Origin of the sequence: Streptomyces tauricus (assembly GCF_014650955.1) — a bacterium.
Classification (GTDB): Bacteria; Actinomycetota; Actinomycetes; order Streptomycetales; family Streptomycetaceae; genus Streptomyces; species Streptomyces tauricus.
In genome coordinates this window covers 198847-218338 of record NZ_BMVY01000012.1, presented here as the reverse complement: position 1 = coordinate 218338, position 19492 = coordinate 198847, and the positions used below count along the sequence as shown (strand labels likewise).

The 19492-nt window shown below is 72.7% G+C and carries 14 protein-coding genes and 1 pseudogene; 6 read left to right on the top strand and 9 right to left on the bottom strand.

Annotated features, from left to right (window positions below; all coding sequences use genetic code 11):
* Positions 1–123: 123 nt before the first annotated feature.
* On the bottom strand, positions 124–570 hold the full coding sequence (locus tag IE278_RS20695) for an Lrp/AsnC family transcriptional regulator (protein WP_189774422.1): 447 nt from the start codon (positions 568–570) through the stop codon (positions 124–126).
* A gap of 94 nt (positions 571–664) precedes the next feature.
* On the opposite strand from IE278_RS20695, the gene IE278_RS20690 reads away from it, so the two are divergent.
* The 3 genes from IE278_RS20690 (at position 665) to IE278_RS20680 (ending at position 2772) form a co-directional block, all read left to right on the top strand.
* Positions 665–1168, top strand: coding sequence for a rhodanese-like domain-containing protein (locus IE278_RS20690; protein ID WP_189774420.1), 504 nt, complete (start codon positions 665–667; stop codon positions 1166–1168).
* Between the two features lie 122 nt (positions 1169–1290).
* Positions 1291–1824: an immunity 21 family protein gene (locus tag IE278_RS20685; RefSeq protein ID WP_189774419.1), complete on the top strand. Its 534-nt coding sequence runs from the start codon at positions 1291–1293 to the stop codon at positions 1822–1824.
* Positions 1825–1881: 57 nt separating this feature from the next.
* Entirely contained in the window at positions 1882–2772 is an 891-nt protein-coding gene (locus IE278_RS20680) for an SDR family oxidoreductase (RefSeq protein WP_189774418.1), read from the top strand.
* Between the two features lie 188 nt (positions 2773–2960).
* On the opposite strand, the gene IE278_RS20675 is transcribed toward IE278_RS20680, so the two are convergent.
* Complete coding sequence (locus tag IE278_RS20675; RefSeq protein WP_189774417.1) at positions 2961–4652, bottom strand: DUF885 domain-containing protein; 1692 nt, start codon at positions 4650–4652, stop codon at positions 2961–2963.
* A 62-nt stretch (positions 4653–4714) separates the two neighbouring features.
* Entirely contained in the window at positions 4715–5236 is a 522-nt protein-coding gene (locus IE278_RS20670; RefSeq protein WP_189774416.1) for an Lrp/AsnC family transcriptional regulator, read from the bottom strand.
* 60 nt (positions 5237–5296) lie between these two features.
* Between IE278_RS20670 and IE278_RS20665 the strand changes: the two genes are divergently transcribed.
* Positions 5297–6658: a trans-sulfuration enzyme family protein gene (locus IE278_RS20665; RefSeq protein WP_373312042.1), complete on the top strand. Its 1362-nt coding sequence runs from the start codon at positions 5297–5299 to the stop codon at positions 6656–6658.
* A 145-nt stretch (positions 6659–6803) separates the two neighbouring features.
* On the opposite strand, the gene IE278_RS20660 is transcribed toward IE278_RS20665, so the two are convergent.
* The 5 genes from IE278_RS20660 to pdxR all read right to left on the bottom strand — a co-directional run bounded on the left by IE278_RS20660 (position 6804) and on the right by pdxR (position 16412).
* Entirely contained in the window at positions 6804–8267 is a 1464-nt protein-coding gene (locus IE278_RS20660; RefSeq protein WP_246570434.1) for a GNAT family N-acetyltransferase, read from the bottom strand.
* A 187-nt stretch (positions 8268–8454) separates the two neighbouring features.
* On the bottom strand, positions 8455–11163 hold the full coding sequence (locus IE278_RS20655; protein WP_444546114.1) for a DUF7824 domain-containing protein: 2709 nt from the start codon (positions 11161–11163) through the stop codon (positions 8455–8457).
* Positions 11164–11237: 74 nt separating this feature from the next.
* Positions 11238–12641 (bottom strand): SWIM zinc finger family protein, encoded by a 1404-nt coding sequence (locus IE278_RS20650; RefSeq protein ID WP_189774414.1) that lies wholly within the window; start codon positions 12639–12641, stop codon positions 11238–11240.
* Between the two features lie 208 nt (positions 12642–12849).
* Positions 12850–14439: an alkaline phosphatase D family protein gene (locus tag IE278_RS20645; RefSeq protein ID WP_189774412.1), complete on the bottom strand. Its 1590-nt coding sequence runs from the start codon at positions 14437–14439 to the stop codon at positions 12850–12852.
* A 509-nt stretch (positions 14440–14948) separates the two neighbouring features.
* The gene (gene pdxR / locus IE278_RS20640; protein WP_189774410.1) at positions 14949–16412 is read right to left on the bottom strand and encodes a MocR-like pyridoxine biosynthesis transcription factor PdxR; all 1464 of its coding nucleotides are present in this window, start codon (positions 16410–16412) and stop codon (positions 14949–14951) included.
* Here pdxR and IE278_RS20635 point away from each other — a divergent pair.
* A pseudogene (locus tag IE278_RS20635) lies at positions 16403–17248 on the top strand (DMT family transporter); the annotation flags it as partial. The gene pdxR and the pseudogene IE278_RS20635 sit on opposite strands and share 10 nt — an antisense overlap.
* Positions 17249–17311: 63 nt before the next feature.
* Here IE278_RS20635 and IE278_RS20630 read toward each other — a convergent pair.
* A complete protein-coding gene (locus IE278_RS20630) occupies positions 17312–18181 on the bottom strand; it encodes an alpha/beta fold hydrolase (RefSeq protein WP_189774408.1) in 870 nt (289 codons plus the stop codon).
* Between the two features lie 166 nt (positions 18182–18347).
* Here IE278_RS20630 and IE278_RS20625 point away from each other — a divergent pair, with 166 nt between their 5' ends.
* Positions 18348–19232, top strand: a complete 885-nt coding sequence (locus IE278_RS20625; RefSeq protein ID WP_189774406.1) for an RNA polymerase sigma-70 factor — start codon at positions 18348–18350, stop codon at positions 19230–19232.
* The last annotated feature ends 260 nt before the right edge of the window (positions 19233–19492 follow it).

Here is a 19492-nt window from a genome sequence, read left to right as displayed (position 1 = left end):
GCCGTCAGCCGTCAGCCAGTCTTCGGCCGTCAGCCCTCGGCCGGTGGAGGGTGGCGGGGCGGCGGGGCAGCGTGGACCTGCGTGCAGGCGAGGGGCGCAAGAGCCTCAACGGCGTTCGGGGCTTCAGCGGCCCAGCGGGCGCCGGGGCAGGGGTGAGGAGTACACGACGCTCGTCGTCACCGAGCCGAGGGTGCCGATCCGGCCCGACACCTCCTCCAGGTGGCTCATCGAACGGGTCGCGACCTTGATCACGAAACAGTCGTCGCCCGTCACATGGTGCGCCTCCAGGATTTCGGGAGTGGCCGCGATCAGATCGTGGAACGGCTTGTAGTTGCCGTTCGGGTAGCGCAGCCGCACGAACGCCAGGATGGGCAGGCCGAGGCTCTCGGGGTCCACCACCGCCGCGTACCCCTGGATGACGCCCGCCTCCTCCAAGCGCCGCACCCGCTCGGTGACCGCGCTCGCGGACATGGAGACGGCACGGGCCAACTCGGCGAAACCGGTGCGGCCCTCGCGCTGGAGGACGTCGAGGATGTGCCAGTCGGTGGCGTCCGGGGAATACGCGGTCATGACCGAGGAATAGCAGGGGAATCCCCGGCCGATCAAGCCCGAGGCCGGGGATCGTGCCTTCTGGGCAAGGGATCACCGGCCGTAGATTCGGGGCATGAAGAGCAGCGCCGTCACCCCTAACCCCGTTCTGCGCGTCGCCCCTGCGTCGCCCGCCGAGGCCGTCGCCCACTTCGCGGCGAGCCTCGCCTTCCACGCCGACGTGTCCGACGTCGCCGCCGCACTGGCGGCCGACGACGGCGACGGCGGCGGTGCCCGCGACCCCGGCTTCGTCGTCGTCGACTCCCGCTCCACGGAGTCCTGGGACCAGGGCCATGTCCCCGGCGCGATCCACCTGCCCACCGCCCTGATCCCCGAGCAGGCCGGGCAACTCCTGGACCGGGCCGTACCGGTCGTCACCTACTGCTGGGGCCCGGGCTGCAACGGCGCGACCCGGGCCGCGCTCGCCCTCGCCGAACTCGGCTACCAGGTCAAGGAGATGCTCGGCGGATTCGAGTACTGGGTGCGCGAGGGCTTCGAGTTCGAGACCTGGGAGGGGCGCGAACGGCGTACCGCGGACCCGCTGACGGCGCCGGCCGACGCGGCGGACTGCGGTTGCTGACGGCCGCCGCGCACAGGTGCCGGGGCAGCCGCCGAAGCCGTACGGACTCAGTCGCGTATCAGCTCGGCGGCCGGGCAAAGGAATCGTCAATCACGGTCCGTCCGGGCGTGTAGTTTCTGCCCATGGCGAGTTATGCGGACCCCAGTTCGGTCGAGCGGGTCGAACAGGTCGAGTGGGTCGAGTCCGGCGGCGGGCCGCTCATAGCGATCCCGGAAGTGGTGCTTCCGTTCTGGACGGGGGCCGACGGCGACGAGCTGGCCTCCGACTACGACAGGGCCTGCGAGGTGGACGGCCTCGTCGGCCTGCTGCCCGTCGGCAACACCACGGCCCTCGTCCTCGGCGACGAACCGGCCGCCACCTCCTACCTGCCCGAACACGGCACGTTCGTACGGTGGTCGGCGGGCGACTCGGAGCGTGAGCTGCTGGCCGGGGTGCCGGCCGCCCTCGCCGGAGCGGCGTGGGGGCGCGAGGTGCACTGGGAGGTTCCCGGGACCGTCGTGCTGTTCGACGCGGCGTGGCCGGGCGAGGATTCCACGAGGTCGGGGCATCTGCGGATCGCCCTCGAACCGGGCCGGTACGCGGTGCGCGCGGCGCACGCCGAACCGGGCCCGGAGACCTGGATCGGACTCGTGCAGCTGAGGCCCCTGGGGCGGTGAGCCCCGGCACGGAAAATGGCATGCGCGCGGCCTGAGCACGGCCCATCATGGTGCGCCATGCCTGAACTCCCCTCTTCCCCCTCGAAAACCGCACCCGCACCCGCACTTGCAGCACCCGCGCCCACACCCGAAGAGCTGCGGCGCGAGCCGCTCCCGCTGCGCGGGCGTACCGCGCTCGTCACCGGCGCCGGCCGACGCGCGGGGATCGGCTACGCGGTGGCCCGGCGCCTGGCCGCGTACGGAGCCGGCGTCTATCTGCACCACCACGTGCCGCACGATGCCGCGATGCCCTGGGGCGCGGACCGTCCGGAGGAGGTGGCCGCCGCAGTGCGCGAGGCGCTCGGCGATCCGGACGCCCGGGTCGCCCACGGGCCGGGCGACCTCACCGAGCCGGACGCGCCCGCCGAACTGATCGCCCGGGCGGCGGACGCGCTCGGCGGGCGGATCGACATCCTCGTCGCCAACCACGCGCTCAGCGGCTCGGACGGCCCGCTGGACGCGATCGACGCGGCGATGCTCGACGCGCACTGGGCCGTCGACACCCGGTCGGTGATCCTGCTCGTCCAGGCCTACGCCCGGCTGCGCGCCACGGCGCCGCCGCCCGCACCGGGCGGGCGCGTCGTGCTGATGACGTCCGGTCAGGACATCGCGGGCGGGATGCCGGGGGAGATCGCGTACGCCCTGCAGAAGGGCGCCCTCGCCTCGGTCACGCGTTCCCTGGCGACCACGCTCGCCGAGCACGCCGTCACCGTGAACACCGTCAATCCGGGCCCGGTGGACACCGGCTATCTGACCGGGGAGGCGCACCGGGCGGTCGCCTCGATGTTCCCGGGCGGGCGCTGGGGGACGCCGGACGATCCCGCGCGGCTCATCGCCTGGCTCGCCACGGACGAGGCCGGGTGGATCACCGGACAGGTCATCGACTCGGAGGGCGGATTCCGACGCTGAGGTGTCCGTTCGGCCATGCGGCCCCCCGGATAGGCGCGGGGGACGCGTCGGATGCGGGGGACCCCGCAGGCCGCTTCCGCGGGGCCGTGGTCATCGGCCGCCCCTGACCCGTGCGCTGGGTGCTGTGCGCACGGCGCACGACGGGCAGCGGCGGATCGGCCGCTGCGCGCCGTACGCCGTGTTCCGTCTCAGAGCCGGGACAGCTCGTCCACCAGGTCGTCCAGGCCCAGCGACCCCTGGGACAGCGCCGCCATGTGCCACGCCTTCGCGTCGAAGGCGTCCCCGTGCCGCTTGCGCGCGTTCTCCCGGCCCAGCAGCCAGGCGCGCTCGCCGAGCTTGTAACCGATGGCCTGGCCCGGGATCGACAGGTAGCGGGTCAGCTCGCTCTCCACGAAGTCCGCGGGGCGGCTGCTGTGCGCGCCGAAGAACTCCTGGGCCAGCTCCGGAGTCCACCGCTCGCCCGGGTGGAACGGCGACTCCGCCGGAATCTCCAGCTCCAGGTGCATGCCGATGTCGACGATGACACGGGCCGCGCGCATCATCTGCGCGTCCAGATAACCGAGCCGTTCCTCGGCGTCCTTGAGGTAGCCGAGTTCGTCCATGAGCCGTTCCGCGTACAGGGCCCAGCCCTCGCAGTTGGCGCTGACACCGCCGATGGTCGCCTGGTAGCGCGAGAGGTTCTCGGCGACGTGGGCCCACTGGGCGAGCTGGAGATGATGGCCGGGGACGCCCTCGTGGTACCAGGTCGACACCAGGTCGTACACCGGGAAACGGGTCTGCCCCATCGTCGGCAGCCACGTACGGCCGGGGCGGGAGAAGTCCTCCGACGGCGGTGTGTAGTACGGGGCGGCGGCGCTGCCCGGCGGGGCGATGCGGGACTCCACCTTCCGTACCCGCTCGGCGAGTTCGAAGTGGGTGCCGTCCAGCTCCTCGATCGCCTGGTCCATCAGGCTCTGCAGCCACTCGCGGACCTCGTCGACCCCTTCGATGTGCCTGCCGTGCTCGTCGAGGTGGGCGAGCGCCACCCACGGGGTCGCGGCGCCGGGCAGGACCTTCTCGGCCTCCTTCTCCATCTCGGCGCGCAGCCGGTGGTACTCGGCCCAGCCGTACGCGTACGCCTCGTCCAGGTCGAGATCCGTACCGTTGAAGTAGCGCGACCAGCGCGCGTACCGGTCGCGGCCCACGGTGTCCGGTGCGCCCTCGATCGCGGGCGCGTACACCTCACGCATCCAGTCGCGCAGCGCGACCACGGCGGCGGTCGCCGTCCGCGCGGCCTCGTCGAGTTCCGCGCGCAGCGACTCCGGTCCGGCCGACGCGAAGTCCTCGAACCAGCCGCGGCCCGAACCGTCCGTGTCCGACCACTCGGTGAGCTGCCCGATGAAGGTCGCGGTGGGGCGCGGACCCGCGTACAGCTTGCGCTCCAGGCCGAGGGAGAGGCACTCGCGGTAGCCGTCGAGTGCCGTCGGTACCGCGCGCAGCCGTTCGGCGATCGCGGCCCAGTCCTCGTCCGTGTCCGTCGGCGTCACCGTGAACACCTCGCGCACCGCGTGCACGGGCGTGTGCATGTTGCCGACGGCCCGCAGGCTCTCCTCGGCGTCGTGCACACCGAGTTCGGCGGTGAGGCGCTCGCGCAGCAGGCGCGCGCACCGGCGCTCGATGTCACTGTCCGCGCCCGGTTGCCGCTCCGCCTCGTCGAGCCGGGCCAGCGTCGTCCTCGCCAACCGCGCGAGCGCCTCCAGTCCGCCGGGCGAGGTGTCGGACAGCCTGCCGGAACTCTCGTTCACGCCGAGGTACGTACCGGTGACCGGGTCGAGGGCGATGAGTTCGTCGACGTAGGTGTCGGCGACCTCGCGGGGCAGCGGGTTCTTCGTCTGTGACATACAGCCATCCTCATACGGGGACCGCCGCCGCGTCAGCCCCGTTATCCAGGCCTTTTGCCGTGTCAGCCCGATTTCGCCGAGGGCGTGGCACCCGAAGTCGTCGCGCCCTGCGGGTCGGGCGGCAGCAGGGGGCCGCAGTCCCACTGCTGGAAGATCAGCCGGGTTTCGACGCGCGCCACCTCGCGGTGCGCGGTGAAACCGTCGAGAACCAGCCGCTGCAGATCCGCCATGTCGGCGACCGCGACATGCACCAGATAGTCGTCGGGCCCGGTGAGATGGAAGACCGTACGCGACTCCGGCAGCGATCTGATCCGCTCGACGAACGGCCCGACCAACTCCCGCCGATGCGGCCTGACCTGCACGGACAGCAGGGCCTCCAGGCCCCGGCCCAGCTTCGCCGGATCGAGCCGCAGCTGATGGCCGAGGATGACGCCCGAGCGGCGCAGCCGGGTGACCCGGTCCAGGCAGGTCGAGGGCGCCACCCCGATCTGCGCGGCGAGATCCCGGTACGTGGTCCGGGCGTCGTTCTGCAGAAGGCGCAGAAGATGCAGGTCCACCGGGTCCAGTACGACGGATTCGGCCATCCGCCGAACGTAGCACGGCGTTCTGCCCCGCAACCCCGCCTGTTGTTCAGGCTGCCGCACATGGATCTCGGCAGCACTGACATACACGACGGCATACGCGACGGCGGACGCGACGGCGAATTCGATGGCGTACGCGACGGTGTGCGTGGCGGCGTACGCGACGGCATGCGCGACGTGTGCGACGACTTGGGGGACAGGACGCCGGACGGGTGCGGCCGGCAGGCCAGGGCGGTGAGGGCTTCGAGTACTGGCGTACGGGCCCTGGACACCGAAGCCGTGCACGCGGGGCGGGACGATCTCGCCCGGCAGGGCCTGCACGCCGCGCCGATCGATCTGTCCACGACCTATCCGTCGTACGACAGCCGGGGCGAGGCGGCCCGTATCGACGCCTTCGCCACCGACGGGGCCGAGCCGGACGGTCCGCCGGTCTACGGCCGGCTCGGCAACCCGACCGTCGCCCGTTTCGAGACGGCGCTCGCCCGGCTGGAGGGCACGCAGAGCGCCGTGGCCTTCGCGAGCGGCATGGCCGCGCTGAGCGCCGTACTCCTCGTACGCAATTCCCTGGGACTGCGCCATGTCGTCGCCGTGCGGCCCCTGTACGGCTGCAGCGACCACCTGTTGACGGCCGGGCTCCTCGGCTCCGAGGTGACATGGGTCGACCCCGCCGGGATCGAGGACGCCCTGCGGCCGGACACCGGTCTGGTGCTGGTCGAGTCACCGGCCAATCCGACGCTCGCCGAACTCGATCTGCGGGCGATCGCCCACGCCTGCGGGAGCGTCCCGCTGCTCGCCGACAACACCTTCGCCACCCCGGTGCTGCAACGGCCCGTCGAACACGGGGCGCGGCTCGTGCTCCACAGCGCCACCAAGTACCTGGGCGGGCACGGTGACGTGATGGCCGGAGTGGTGGCCTGCGACGAGGAGTTCGCGGGGCGGCTGCGGCAGATCCGGTTCGCCACGGGAGGGGTGCTGCATCCGCTCGCCGGGTATCTGCTGCTGCGCGGCCTGTCGACACTGCCCGTACGGGTGCGCGCCGCCTCCGCGAACGCCGCCGAACTGGCCCGGCGTCTCGCCGACGACCCGCGGGTCGCTCGCGTCCACTATCCGAGGCTCGGCGGCGCCATGATCGCGTTCGAGGTCCATGGCGACCCGCACGAGGTGATCGCCGCGGTCCGGCTGGTCACCCCGGCGGTGAGCCTCGGCAGTGTCGACACGCTGATCCAGCACCCCGCCTCGATCAGTCATCGTGTCGTGGACGCGGCGGACCGGCGGGGGAGCGGTGTGAGCGACCGGCTCCTGCGGCTGTCGGTGGGGCTGGAGGACGTGGAGGACCTCTGGCGGGACCTGGACGGGGCGTTGGGGACGGCGGGGCGGGCGGGGCACGCGGGGCGCGGCGGCGCACTGGGTGCTGGAAGCGTCTGACGTGAGCGCGTGACGGCGGCAGGCCCGGCCGGGATTGTCGCCGGGCCGGGCCGGGCCTGCGCCGTCACACGCTCATGGGCTCACGAGGTCACGAGGTCATGGGCCCACGCGGTAATAGATCCATGGGTTCATATGCTGTCCCGCGTCAGTCGCGCACGGAGTGCTCGCGTTCGTGCCCGGCGTCCTCCGCGCGCGGTGACGCCGTCTCCAGACGGGCCGTGATGACGAGGGTGCCCTCCTCGATCTGGTAGTCCAGGGGGAGATCGAGGCCGCGCATCGCGGCGACCATGCCGGTGTTGGCCGCCTGCGTGACGGCGTACACGCTGTCGCAGCCGGCCTCGACGGCCATCGCCACCAGGCGGCGGAGCAGTTCGCCGCCGATCCCGCGCCGCTGCCAGTCGTCCTCCACCAGCAGGGCGATCTCGGTCTCGTCGCCGTCCCACAGGAGATGCCCGAGCCCCACGACGCGCCCCGACGCGGTCTGCACGGCGAGCGTGCGCCCGAAGTGCGGGCTGAGGAGGTGCTTGAGGTACTTGTCCGCGTCGCCGACGGGCCCGTGGTACCGCATGCTCAACGTCCGCTGCGAGCACCGCTCGTGCATGGCCTTCGCGGCCTCGACGTCACCGGCGTCGGCACGGCGCACGATGATGTCCTTGCCCTGCGGCAGCGTCAGTACGTCCCGGCTGCGCGGCACCCGCGGCCCGAGCCGTGCGTCCAGCTCGACCAGCGCCCGGGCCCGGGCGAACTCCGTCGGCGTGAACGGCAGATACGGCCGCTCCACAGTGATCACTCCGCCTTCCGGCGCGCGCAGCCGCATCACCGTCTCCTCCAGCGCGCCCTCGACGGGCGCCCCCGCCTCCGGACGATCCCCGCGCACCGATGTGGCGGGCAGCGAACGGATCGTGCACCGTCCCAGCAACTGCCGCAACGCCAGCGGAAGTTCCGCCGCGTCCAGCGCCGTACGGGTCGCCAGGCCCAGTACACGGGTGGGCGCGTCCACCAGGTCGTGCGCGTCGGCCCGCTCGATCCAGGTGCCGAAGCCACCGGACAGCGACACCGCCCGCGTGACCTCGGACGCCGCCACCGGCGCGGGGGCGCGCAGCAGGAACTCGTCCACCGTGCCCTCGGTCAGCGGATGCGTCTGCAGGCTCAGGATGTCGACCCGCAGCTCCGCCAGCGCCATGCACAGCGCGGCCAGCGAACCCGGCTCGTCCCGCACGGTGGTCCGCATCCGCCACAGCACGGTCCCGCCGGAGCCGGAGCCGGAGCCGGAGCCTTCGCCCGAGCCGTTGCCGGCTTCCGTCTCCGGTGTGCTCGGGTCGCCCTCGGTCGTCCCGGCCCGCCGCGCGGACGCGACGGACCGGGCGCCGGTATCGCCTGTCGGCGGGGCGTGACCGTGGCGTCGTGACCACCATGTGTGGAAACCCGCCGTGGCGATCAGCGCGACCGCCGAGATCGCGAGGAGGGCGGGCCCGTCGGGGCCGTGCCCGATCAGGTTCGCCACGGCGTCGGCGACCGCCACCGCCGTGAACAGAGCGGCCAGTTCTACGAGGTCCCTGCGCCAGTGGTGGACCGGCCGGCCGTTTTTCGCACGCGTCACATCAGACATGTCTGGAGTCATACAGTCACTGTGAAGTACGGGTGTTGCGTGATCGCGAACGCTTTGTGACTGATCGGTTAAGTATGTATCTGTCTTTTTTGTTGCGCTTTTTACGATTTCCCTACGCAACTCGTCCGCCTGTCTGAACGACCTGGTCGGCCTGCCTGTACGACCTGGTCGGCCACGGCTGGCCGGATCAGGCAGCCACCCCCTGTTCCAGCGTGGCACGCAGCCGACGGGCCTGCGCCACGAGCCGCGACGAACCGCTCCGCTCCGCCACCGGTGCGAGATGCTCCACATCGCCGTGCGCGCCGGTTCGCTCCGCGCACTCGGCGGCGACGGCCAGCAGTTCGCCCATCCCCCGGACGGCCGGAGCGGCGCCGTCCGCGGCGAGGCCCGCGAGCATCGCGGGCAGTGCGGCGCCGAGTATCGACCAGACGGTGGAGTACGCCCCGGTGGTCGCCGCGGTCCGTACGGACTCGGTGAGCCGCAGTGGCTTCACCGCCCCCATCCGCACCAGCTGTCCCAGATCCCCGCCGAGCCGCTCGGCGTCCAACTGCCCTCGCGCGGCGAGCACCAGCAGGGCGTCCACCGCGCTGAGCCGGTCCTCCGGGTGTCGCGCGCCCAGCCCGTACGCCACGCACAGGTGCAGGGCCTCACCCGCTTCGCCCTCCGCCTCGGCGAGCAGCGGCAGGACCGCGGCCATCCCGCGGGTGTCCTTCACCGCGACCGTGGAGACCTCGCGCACCAGGCGCGCGGCCACCAGCTCCCGCCGCCCGGGCACCACGGCCAGCCAGTGCTGCCGCTCGACCCGGTTCCAGTAGTAGTGGTGGCAGTAGGTGTGCGCGTTGAAGGCGCCGACGGGCAGAGCGAGCTGACGGAACGCCAGGGGGAGGTCGCTCGGCAGTCCGTCGAGCTCGCCGAGTCCGAGCAGGATGCGCTCCGCCGTGACGTGGCGGCTGGTCGTGGGGGTCGTGGGCTCCTCGCTCAGGAGCCATCGGGCCAGCCGCTCGCCCTCCACCGTGCCGAGCGCGGCGGCCCGTCCGGCGGCGGACGCGCTCGCCGCCCGGTCGTCGCGGCGCACCCGGAGCAGCGCCTGTGTGAAGTCGACCTCGCCGGGCCGGGCGCCGAGCCGGTCGTACTCGGTGAGGCGGGCCACCAGCTCGTCCGGCTCCAGGAACCCCGACGACCAGATGGGGGTGGCCAGCAGGAACGGCATCGGGTCGGTCCGCACCCGGTAGGCCGCCTCCCACAGACGCGCGTTGAAGACTGCGGACAGCGCGCGGTGCACACAGGGGTCCGACACCGGACCGTGCTCATGGGCCTCGTGCAGCGTGGACGTGTGCACCCGGCCCACCAGGGCCGCGAGCACCACTTCGAGCCCGTAGGGATCGCGCCGGAAGTGTTCGTCCGACGAGTAGGGATGATGATCGGTGCCCATCCACCAGCTCCGCGCGACCGCCGGCTTCAGGGCCTCGGCCAGCTCCTCCTGCCGCAGGTACGCGTGCCGCACCAGGCCGTCCAGGGCGCGCTCGAACGCCGCCATGTCGGTATCGGCGGACACCATCAGAGCGCCGACCTCCTCGGCCACCTCGATCACCGTGTCCGGCGCCGGCGCGAGGCGTGACGGCTCCGGTGCGGGCGGCAGCAGCTCCAGGTGCGGCTGCGACGCGTGCTCGTCCGCGTCCAGTCCCAGGGCCGTGATCGCGCGTGCCCGCAGACCGGCGCTCAACTGGGCGACGGCATCGGCCACTTCGTCCCGCGCCCGCGGGTCCGCCGTCCCGATCCCGCCGAAGTACCGCTCCACCAGCTTCAGCGCCCGCTCCTGTACGTCCGTGTCCTCGTGCCCGAAGGCGTGCGCCACCGCGGGCAGCAGCTCCGCCGCGCTCGACGGGTCGTGCCGGAGCACCTTCCCGAGGAGCACGAGCTGGGCGCGTACCAGCTTCTTCTCCGTGCGGAACAGCACGACCGCGGACATCTCGGCCAGCTGCCGGGGCGCGATCTCGCCGGCCAGCGCCAGCGAGCCGAGCACCGACCGGGCGTGCGACGCCACGGTGGAGGACGGGTGGGAGACGAGCGCCAGCCAGTCCGCCACCCGCTCCCGCTCCTCGTCCCCGGTCGGCTCCAGTGCCGTCAACAGCCTCAGGAAGACCCGGCAGTCGGACGCCACGACACCGCGCAGCAGCCGGGCGACGCAGGCGTCGATCATGGCCTCGCGGTCGAGAACGCCTTCCTCGGTGAGCCTCGCGAGGGCTTCGATCCAGCTGTCCGGGCCGTCGCCGAACAGCCAGTCCAGGTGGCTGCCGATGTCCGGGATCTCGAAGAGGGCGGGTACGAGTTCCGGCGTGTACGGATCCTGACGCAGCCGGTCCAGGACGGTGTCACCGCGCTCCCAGAGGCTGCCGATCTGCTCGACCCAGCCGACGACATAGGTCTCCGTCGTCGGCACCGGGCAACCGGACAGCCGTACCAGTCCCGCCATCAGCTCGTAGGGCACCTGGGAGGTCGACGGGCGGTCCGCGAGTCGCTGCGCGAGGTTGCCCAGCCAGTCCCGATCCCGGTCGCCCAGCACATGCAGCAGGGTCGCGGCGGACGCCTGGGACCAGCGCATGTCGGCTGCGCCGATCCAGGCCGCCGTACCGGCCGCTCCGGTGTGGCAGGCCGCCCCGGCCGCGTGCAGCGTGGGGTACGCCTTGCGGGACGTGGCGTCCCACGGCGCGCCCCGCAACTCCTTGCGCAGTTCCTTGAGCGCCGGCAGACAGAGCCTTCGCTCGGGATCCGTCATCCCGTCGAGCAGGCCCGCGGCCTCACCCGTCCGCCCCGCCCGCACGGCCTTCAGCAACGCGTCGCTGACCGACGTACCGCTCACCGACACCACCCCGCTCACCAATCCCACACCACTCACCGACACCACCCCGTTCCTCGATACCGCCCCGTCCACCGCTGTCCCGCTCACCGCCGGCGCGCCGCTCGCACCGCTCATCGCGCACCCCCCTCGACCAGAACCTCCGCCTGTCCGGACACCGCGCCGCGGCGGACCATCCGTACCGCCAGCGCGTGTTTGCACGGACCTCGTCCGCCGCGGTACTTGGCCCACCACAGGCAGCTGCAGCTCAGCACTCCCGCGTCGTCGCGCACCCGGTGGGCGTGCCCGTCCTGCGCGGTCACCGTGCCGAGGTTGCCGTCCAGGACCACCGCGCCCGCGCCCACGAGGTCCCGGGCGGCCCGCAGCCGGGGGTTGTGCCGCTCCACGCGCTCGGCGTCGTAGGGGAGTTCACGGTGGAAGTAGGCGGCCTCCGCGGTGTCGTAGCCCACGCGCCCCGAGGTGCCCAGCCGGACGAGGGCCGCCCGCACCCGCTCGGCCGGCAGTCCCGACGCGGTGGCCAGATCACCGACGTCGATCCTGGGCTCCCACGCCAGCAGCACCGAGATCAGCTCCGCGTCCCCGGCCGCCTCGTCGGTGGCCAGCGCGTCGAGCACGCCGCCCTCACCGGAGAAGCCGCGGGAAGCCTCCGGGGACAGGGTCAGTGTGAGCCGCATGCCGGGCAGGACGACCTCCCAGGCGCTGGCCGCCGCCGCGCTCCCGGTCAGCGCGGGGCCGTACACCCGCAGGGCCGACGCGTGGCGGAGGACCCTCTGGAGGGCGACCAGCCGCTCCGGGCCGGGGAGGCAGATCGCACCGGGCACCGGCCGGGTCGTCGGCCGCAGCACGTTTCCTGCGGGCACCACCCACCGCACACCCCGGGAGGAGCCGCGCGTGCCGGCGCGGGGCAGCGAGCGCAGGAACCGCACGGCCTCGGCCGCGGGCAGCTCGGCGCGCAGGTCGAAACCCGCCGCCGTCACCTGCGCCTCGGCGAAGCCCCGCAGCCAACGGTCCGGCAGGGGCACCTTCTTCTCCACGACCGGCCCGTCCAGGGTGGTCACGGCCAGCTCGTCCGGACCGACGCGCAGGTGCAGCGGATCGTCGGAGCCGATCCTCGACAGCGCCTCGCGCAGGGGGTTGTTGACGTCGACGTTCGTCGTGCCGTGGCCCATCTCGCCGCCGTCGAGACCCGCCGCCAGCACGTCCAGACGTGCGTACACCCCGCCGCAGCCGGAGAAGGACTCGAAACGCAGCCGGTCGCCGTTGCCCGTGACCACCGGGTCGAGGGACGACCGCAGCTGCTGCTGGTAGTAGCGCGCCCCCGCCACGTCGGCCACCGCGAGCAGCCCCGCCGACGCGACCTGAGGCGATGTCAGGAAGCCCGCGAAGAAACGGGGATGGTCCTCGACACCACGGGGCGTCGCACCCCGCGAGGTCTCAAGTCCCAGGCGCCGGCCGTCCGGTGCGGACTCCAGCGTGGAGGATCGGGTGTAGGCCACGGCCTGCAAAGATCGCGTCATGGAAAAACCGTAGAGGCGACCACTGACAATCGCTCCGACCTGCGAAGACGCGAGAATCTCAAGAGGCCCGGCAAACCCGGGGACCCGGGAAACCCGACGTGCCGCGTACCGGGGAAACCCGACGTGCCGCGTACCGGGGGATGACGCCGGTACGCGGCACGAGGCAAGAGATTACGGGAGCCTGAGCCCCTCGCGTGACGCCGGTCAACTACTGCCCCACACGCCCCGGTTGCAGCACCTTCGTGAACAGGACCGCTCCGCCGGTCGCCCGCAGCCGGACCGTCAGCTCGCCGCTCTGCCCGTCGATGTCGACCTCGCCGAAATACTGCGGCGACTCCATGGGCGAGACGTTCGCCCTGTCGGGCGCCTGGACGAAGACCCGGTCCGGACCGAACGTGCCGTCCAGCGCGTTCGCCTGGAAACCGCCCGCGGCGAGCGGACCCGAGACGAACTCCCAGAACGGCGCGAAGTCCTTGAAGGCCGCGCGCGACGGGTCGTAGTGCTGCGCCGAGGTGTAGTGCACGTCCGCCGTCAGCCACACCGTGCCGGTGATCCGGCGGTGCTTGACGAACCGCAGCAGCTCAGCGATCTGCAGCTCGCGGCCCAGCGGCGCGCCCGGGTCGCCCTGGGCGACGGCCTCGATGTCCGTCGCGCCGTCCGGTACGACCAGGCCGAGCGGCATGTCGGAGGCGATCACCTTCCACACCGCGCGCGAACGCGCCAGCTCCCGCTTCAGCCACACCAGCTGCTCCGCGCCCAGGATGCCGACGGTGTCGTCGGTCTGCCGGTCCGGGGAGTTGGCGTTGCGGAACGTGCGCATGTCCAGCACGAAGACGTCCAGCAGCGGACCGTGGCGCACGACGCGGTGCACCCGGCCGTCCTCACCCGTGGCGGGCAGCGTGGAGATCGGGAAGTACTCGCTGAAGGCCTTGCGCGCGCGGGTGGCGAGCGTGTTCACGTCCTTCACCGTGTAGCGGGCGTCGGTGAGGATCTCGCCCGGGTACCAGTTGTTGGTGACCTCGTGGTCGTCCCACTGGGTGATCGTGGGGACCTGCGCGTTGAAGCGGCGTACGTTCTCGTCGAGCAGCGAGTAGCGGAAGTTGCCGCGGTACTCGGCCAGGGTCTCCGCGACCTTGGACTTCTCCTCGGTGGTGACGTTCCGCCAGATCCGGCCGTCCGGGAGCGTCACGGACGACGACAGCGGGCCGTCCGCGTAGATGGTGTCGCCGCTGCACAGGAAGAAGTCGGGGTTCCGGCGGCGCATCTCCTCGTACGCGTAGAGGCCGCCGATGTCCGGGTTGATGCCCCAGCCCTGGCCCACGATGTCGCCGGACCACAGGAACCGGACGTCCTGGCGCCGCTTCGAGGGCGCGGTCCTGAAGGTGCCCGGTACGGGGTCGCCGGTGCGGCGGTAGTCGTCCGGGTCGGCCAGCGTCACCCGGTAGTGGATCTGCTCCCCGGACGGCAGGCCGCGCAGCGGGACCGTGCCCGTGAAGTCCGTGTCGGGGCCCAGGAGGGGGCCGTGCCATTTTCGCGACCTGTGGAAGGACTCCGTCGCGGAGGTCTCCACGATCATGCGGGCGGGGCGGTCGGAACGGACCCACACCAGGCCGGAGTCCGTGGTCACGTCCCCGGCCTGGACGCCCCATCGCGCCTGGGGGCGCCCCGACAGGGCGAACGCCGGGGCCGCGCCGGCGGCGCCGAGGGCGGAGGGCAGGGCGAGCGCCGCCGACGCGGCGAGCGAGCCGCGCAGGACGCTGCGGCGGCCGGGGAGCGGGCTCGGCGGGCTGACTGACATGGGGCGCCTCCTGGGGCGGGTTCGTCCGGTGTGCATGGCTACAACTACTGGTGTGCCGCAGCGCACGCGGAAACCACTAGTGAACAACGCGCATTGCGGGGTTTGACCGCGCAGTTCCCCGCGCCCCTGAGGGGCGAAACGATTGCGCAGTTCCCCGCGCCCCTGAGGGGCGAAACGATTGCGCCGTTCCCCGCGCCCCTGAGGGGCGAAACGATTGCGCAGTTCCCCGCGCCCCTGAGGGGCGAAACGATTGCGCCGTTCCCCGCGCCCCTGAGGGGGCGAAACGATTGCGCTGTTCCCCGCGCCCCTGAAGGGCGTAAGGACTGCGCTGTTCCCCGCGCCCCTGAGGGGCGTCCCTCTCGTGGGTGGCGCAGGGGTGGGCGGGCCGTTTGCTTTTAGGGGCGCGGGGAACGGCGCGGCCAGCCCCCATTCGGCCGCAGGCGAAAGGTGACGGCCCTTCGGCGCTGCACGCGGCGCAGGCCGCCGCAGGCGACAGCGGTCAGGCCCGGTCAGCCCGCCGGCCTGGCGGCGATCGCCGCCGCCATCGCGCCGACGCCCTCCCGGATGCGGGCAGGGGAGACGTGGGCGTAGCCCAGGACGAGGCGGACCACGTCGTCCGAAGGCGGCGTACGCGTGTAGGAGGACAGCGCACGGACCGCGATCCCCGCCGCCCCCACGGACGCGAGGAAGCGCTCGGGCGGCCCGTACCGCGCCGGCAGCGCGGCGATGACGTGGAGCCCGGCGGCGATACCGGAGACCACCGTCCCGGGAAGGTGCTCCGCCAGCGCCGCGACGAGCGCGTCACGACGCAGCCGGTACTCGCGCCGGCAGCGCCGCAGCTGCCGGTCGTAGTCGCCGCGTTCCACGAAGCGGGCGAGCAGCGCCTGGTCGATCACAGGATGTCCGAGATCCATCGTGCGCTTGCGTTCGACGACCTCCTCGGCCATCGACGCCGGTACCAGCAGCCAGCCGAGCCGCAGCCCCGGCGCCAGCGACTTGCTGACGGAACCGGTGTACGCGACGCGTTCCGGATCGAGTCCCTGAAGGGCGCCCACCGGGGCCCTGTCGTAGCGGAAGTCCCCGTCGTAGTCGTCCTCGACGACGAGCCCGTCCACCGCGCGTGCCCAGTCGAGGAGTTCCGCGCGGCGCCGCGCCGAGTACGCGATCCCCGTCGGGAACTGGTGCGCGGGCGTCGTCACCACGGCCCGTACCCCCGACGCGCGCAGCGCCCCGGTGTCCAGCCCCTCGTCGTCCAGCGGCAGCGGTACGGCGTCGAGGCCGGCCGACGCGTACAGCGTCTCGTGTTCGGGGCTGCCGGGATCCTCCACGCCTACAGCACGCATCCCGCGCGCGTGGAGCACGAATCCGAGCAGGGTGGTCGCCTGGGCCACCCCGGACACGACGACCACCCGCTCCGGGTCCGCGACGACCCCCCTGCGCCGGGTGAGCAGTTCGGCGAGGGCGGTACGCAGCCGGGGGAGCCCGCGCGGATCCGGGTAGCCCAGCGCGTGGTGGGGCAGTTCGGCGAGCACGCCACGCTCCGCGGCGGACCAGGCCGCACGGGGGAACAGCGACAGGTCGGGCGTGCCGGGCAGGAAGTCCGCCACGGCGCCCGGGGAGCGGGGCGCGAGGTCCCGTACGCCGGGCAGGGCGGCCCGGACGGCACCGCCGACCCAGGTCCCGGCACCCCGGCCGCTGCGCAGGTAGCCCTCCGCGGTCAACTGCTCGTACGCCTCCGTGACCAGGCCACGGGACACCCCGAGATCGGCGGCCAGTTCGCGGCTGGACGGCAGCCGGGTGCCCGGCGCGAGGCGGCCCGAGCGGACCGCGTCCCGCAGCGCGGCCTGCAGAGCGCGGCCACGCGCGCGTGGCGGTGCCGAGACGGCGGGCAGGAGCGTCTCCCAGGCGCCGGACCGGCCCGCAGCCGACGGCGTATCCGGACCGGTCCGCGCATTGGTCCCCGATGACGTCATGGAAGTGGACCTTAAACCGGACCGCCCTCCTTCATAGCGTCACTTCCATGAACGTCACCACCACCCGCGGGACCCTGCTCGCGGCCCTCGCAGCCGTCCTCGTCGGCGGCTCCTTCACCGCCAACAGCGTCCTCGGCCACTACCCCTACGCGGGCGGCCAGTTCGTGCGGTACGGCCTCGCCTGCCTGCTGCTCCTGCCGCTGGTCGGACGGGGCGGCGCGGCACCCCTGCGGACGCTGACGCCCCGTCAATGGGCACGTCTCGCGCTGCTCGCGGCCGTCGGCATGGTCGGCTTCAACCTCGCCGTCATCGCCGCGGAGCACACCGCGGAACCCGCCATACCGGGTGTCTTCGTAGGCTGCGCGCCCGTCGCCGTCGCCGTTGTCGTCCCCCTCCTGGAGGGCCGCCGACCCCAACGGCTCGTGATGTACGGGGCGTTGCTCGTGGCCGCCGGCGCCTTCACGGTCCAGGGCTGGGGGCGTACCGACGGAGCGGGAATCGCCTTCTCCGTGTGCGCGCTCGTGGGCGAGATCGGCTTCGCGGTGCTCGCCGTCCCCGTCCTGCGGCCGCTCGGACCGCGGCTGCTGTCCGCGACGGTGTGCGGGCTCGCGGCGGCCGAGTCGGCGCTCGCCGGGATCGTCCTCGACGGCCGCGCCTGGCTGCGGACCCCGGACACCACCGAGGCCGTCGCACTGCTGTGGCAGGCGGCGATCGTCACGGTCGTCGGCTTCGTCTGCTGGTACATGGCCATGCAGCGCATCGGCGCGGAGCGCGCGACCCTCTTCTCCGGCCTCATCCCGGTGGCCGCGGCCTGCACGGCCCCGCTCGTCGGAACGGGCTCCTACGGGCCGGCGCAGGCCGCGGGAAGCGCCCTGGTGGGGGCCGGAGTGGCCCTCGGATCAGGCGCGTTGCGCCGCCGCCGGGTCCGGGTGGGACGTAGGGCGGCTGCCGTCCAGGAGGACGCGCGCGACCAGCGCGGGATCGTCGTTCATCGGGACGTGCCCGCAGCCGGGCAGCCGCACCAGCCGGGCCCGGGGAATGATCCGCTTGGCGCGGACCCCCTGGCGGCGGACCAGGATCCGGTCCTTGGTGCCCCAGGCGACGGTCACGGGAAGACCGGGGACGTCGTCCGTGAACCGGACCGAGGTGCCCGCCCTGAGGGTCTCGGTGAATCCCTCGGCGTTGGCCAGCGCGAGGGTCTCGGCGACCACCGCCTCCGGTGAACGGCGGGCGGGGCGTGCGTAGATGCTGCTGGTCAGCGCCGCGCGCCCGGCGGCCGACCGGGACAGCCGCTCGACCAGCGGGAGCGGCATGCTCCGCGCGGCCCGCCGCATCGCCTGCAGCACACCGAACGCGTACCGCCGCTCGCCGGGCGACCAGAACCCGGCGGGCGACAGCGCCGTGACGGACCGTACGAGCTTCTCGCGGCCCAGTTCCAGGGCCAGCAGGCCGCCCAGGGAGTTGCCCGCCACATGCGGCCGGTCGAGCTCCAGCGTCTCGCACAGCGCGGCGAGCGCGGCGTCCATCGTCGACAGATCGTGGGGGAGCCCTTCGGGCAGCGCGGGGGACTCGCCGAAGCCGGGCAGGTCCACCGCGATCACGTCCCGTTCGGAGGTGAGGAGGTCGACGACCGGGTCCCAGGCCTGCCGGTGGTGGCCTATCCCGTGCAGCAGCAGAAGCGGCTCGCCGGTGCCCACGCGCCTGTACGCGAGGGTCACGGACCGCGGACCGTGCGGAGAGGGGACGCTGAAGGAGACCGTGGCGGCCATGGGCTGCTCCTCGACTGGGACCGGCTGACTCCTAGACAGCTTGTCAGCAATTGCTACTGGCGGGTAGCCCTCGCGCCGGGTGAGCCGCCTCGCCGTCCCGACGCGAGGGTCCGGACAGGGGCTTATCGCCTGGACACGGGCTGACACCTCGGGTTGGGATGGCCTCGTGGCTACCGACACCGTGACCGAGGTCTTCGAAGAGCACCGTTCCGTCCTGATGGGCGTCGCCTACCGCATGCTCGGCCGGGTGGCCGACGCCGAGGACGTGGTCCAGGAGGCGTGGTTGCGCTGGTCCGGGGGGGACCGCTCCGACGTCCGCGAACCGCGCGCCTATCTCGTGCGGGTCACCACCCGGCTCGCCCTCGACCGGCTGCGGCAGGCCCGGGCCCGTAACGAGGCCTATGTGGGGCCCTGGTTGCCCGAGCCGTACGTCACCGACTTCGGGGACGCCGTCCCCGACACGGCCGAGCGGGCCGTCCTCGCGGACTCGGTCTCGCTGGCCGTCCTCGTCGTCCTGGAGTCCCTCTCACCGCTGGAACGCGCGGTGTTCGTGCTCCGGGAGGCGTTCGGCTACCCGTACGCCGAGATCGCCGTCACGCTGGACCGCAGTGAGCCCGCGGTGCGACAGCTCGCCGGACGGGCCCGCCGGCACGTCGAGGAGCGGCGGCCGCGCTACGAGGTCGACCCCGTCGAGCGGCGCGACCTCACCGAGCGGTTCCTCGCGGCGGCGACGGAGGGGGACCTCGAAGGGCTCATGTCCCTGCTGGCCCCGGACGTGCGCCTGATCGGCGACAGCGGCGGGCTGGCCCCGGCTCCGGTCCGGGTCATCGAGTCGGCCGACAAGGTGGGCCGCTTCCTCGGCGGCGTCATGCGCAAGGGCGTGTCGGACGCGACGTTCCGCTTCCTGGAGGTCAACGGCGGACCGGCGTTCCTCGTGCTGTCCGGCGACAAGCCCGACAGCGTCTTCCAGCTGGACATCGCCGACGGCCGCATCCAGTGCGTCTACATCATCCGCAACCCGCAGAAGCTGCTGTCCCTCGCCGCCGACTGAGGGTCATCGACTGAGGCCTTCTACTGAGGCCGTCGACCGGCCGGGTCCCGCCCGGTCGTATGCAAAGCCCCCGTCCGCGCGACGGGGGCTTTGCCGTTGTGTCACGTATGCGGCGTATCGCGAACGTCGCATGAACGCTCTGCGGCAACGCGCCTGTGCGAGCTGTAACGGATCGAGGATTGGTCTTGACCAAGGGTGGGGGTCGCCATATGGTCGCTGGGATAGTGCAGGAACCTTTAATAAACAAGGGCGCTAAAAGC

Coding starts and splice junctions, on each gene's coding strand:
- IE278_RS20695 (WP_189774422.1), bottom strand. CDS start 570: ATGACCGCGTATTCCCCGGACGCCACCGACTGGCACATCCTCGACGTC.
- IE278_RS20690 (WP_189774420.1), top strand. CDS start 665: ATGAAGAGCAGCGCCGTCACCCCTAACCCCGTTCTGCGCGTCGCCCCT.
- IE278_RS20685 (WP_189774419.1), top strand. CDS start 1,291: ATGGCGAGTTATGCGGACCCCAGTTCGGTCGAGCGGGTCGAACAGGTC.
- IE278_RS20680 (WP_189774418.1), top strand. CDS start 1,882: ATGCCTGAACTCCCCTCTTCCCCCTCGAAAACCGCACCCGCACCCGCA.
- IE278_RS20675 (WP_189774417.1), bottom strand. CDS start 4,652: ATGTCACAGACGAAGAACCCGCTGCCCCGCGAGGTCGCCGACACCTAC.
- IE278_RS20670 (WP_189774416.1), bottom strand. CDS start 5,236: ATGGCCGAATCCGTCGTACTGGACCCGGTGGACCTGCATCTTCTGCGC.
- IE278_RS20665 (WP_373312042.1), top strand. CDS start 5,297: ATGGATCTCGGCAGCACTGACATACACGACGGCATACGCGACGGCGGA.
- IE278_RS20660 (WP_246570434.1), bottom strand. CDS start 8,267: ATGTCTGATGTGACGCGTGCGAAAAACGGCCGGCCGGTCCACCACTGG.
- IE278_RS20650 (WP_189774414.1), bottom strand. CDS start 12,641: ATGACGCGATCTTTGCAGGCCGTGGCCTACACCCGATCCTCCACGCTG.
- IE278_RS20645 (WP_189774412.1), bottom strand. CDS start 14,439: ATGTCAGTCAGCCCGCCGAGCCCGCTCCCCGGCCGCCGCAGCGTCCTG.
- pdxR (WP_189774410.1), bottom strand. CDS start 16,412: ATGACGTCATCGGGGACCAATGCGCGGACCGGTCCGGATACGCCGTCG.
- IE278_RS20630 (WP_189774408.1), bottom strand. CDS start 18,181: ATGGCCGCCACGGTCTCCTTCAGCGTCCCCTCTCCGCACGGTCCGCGG.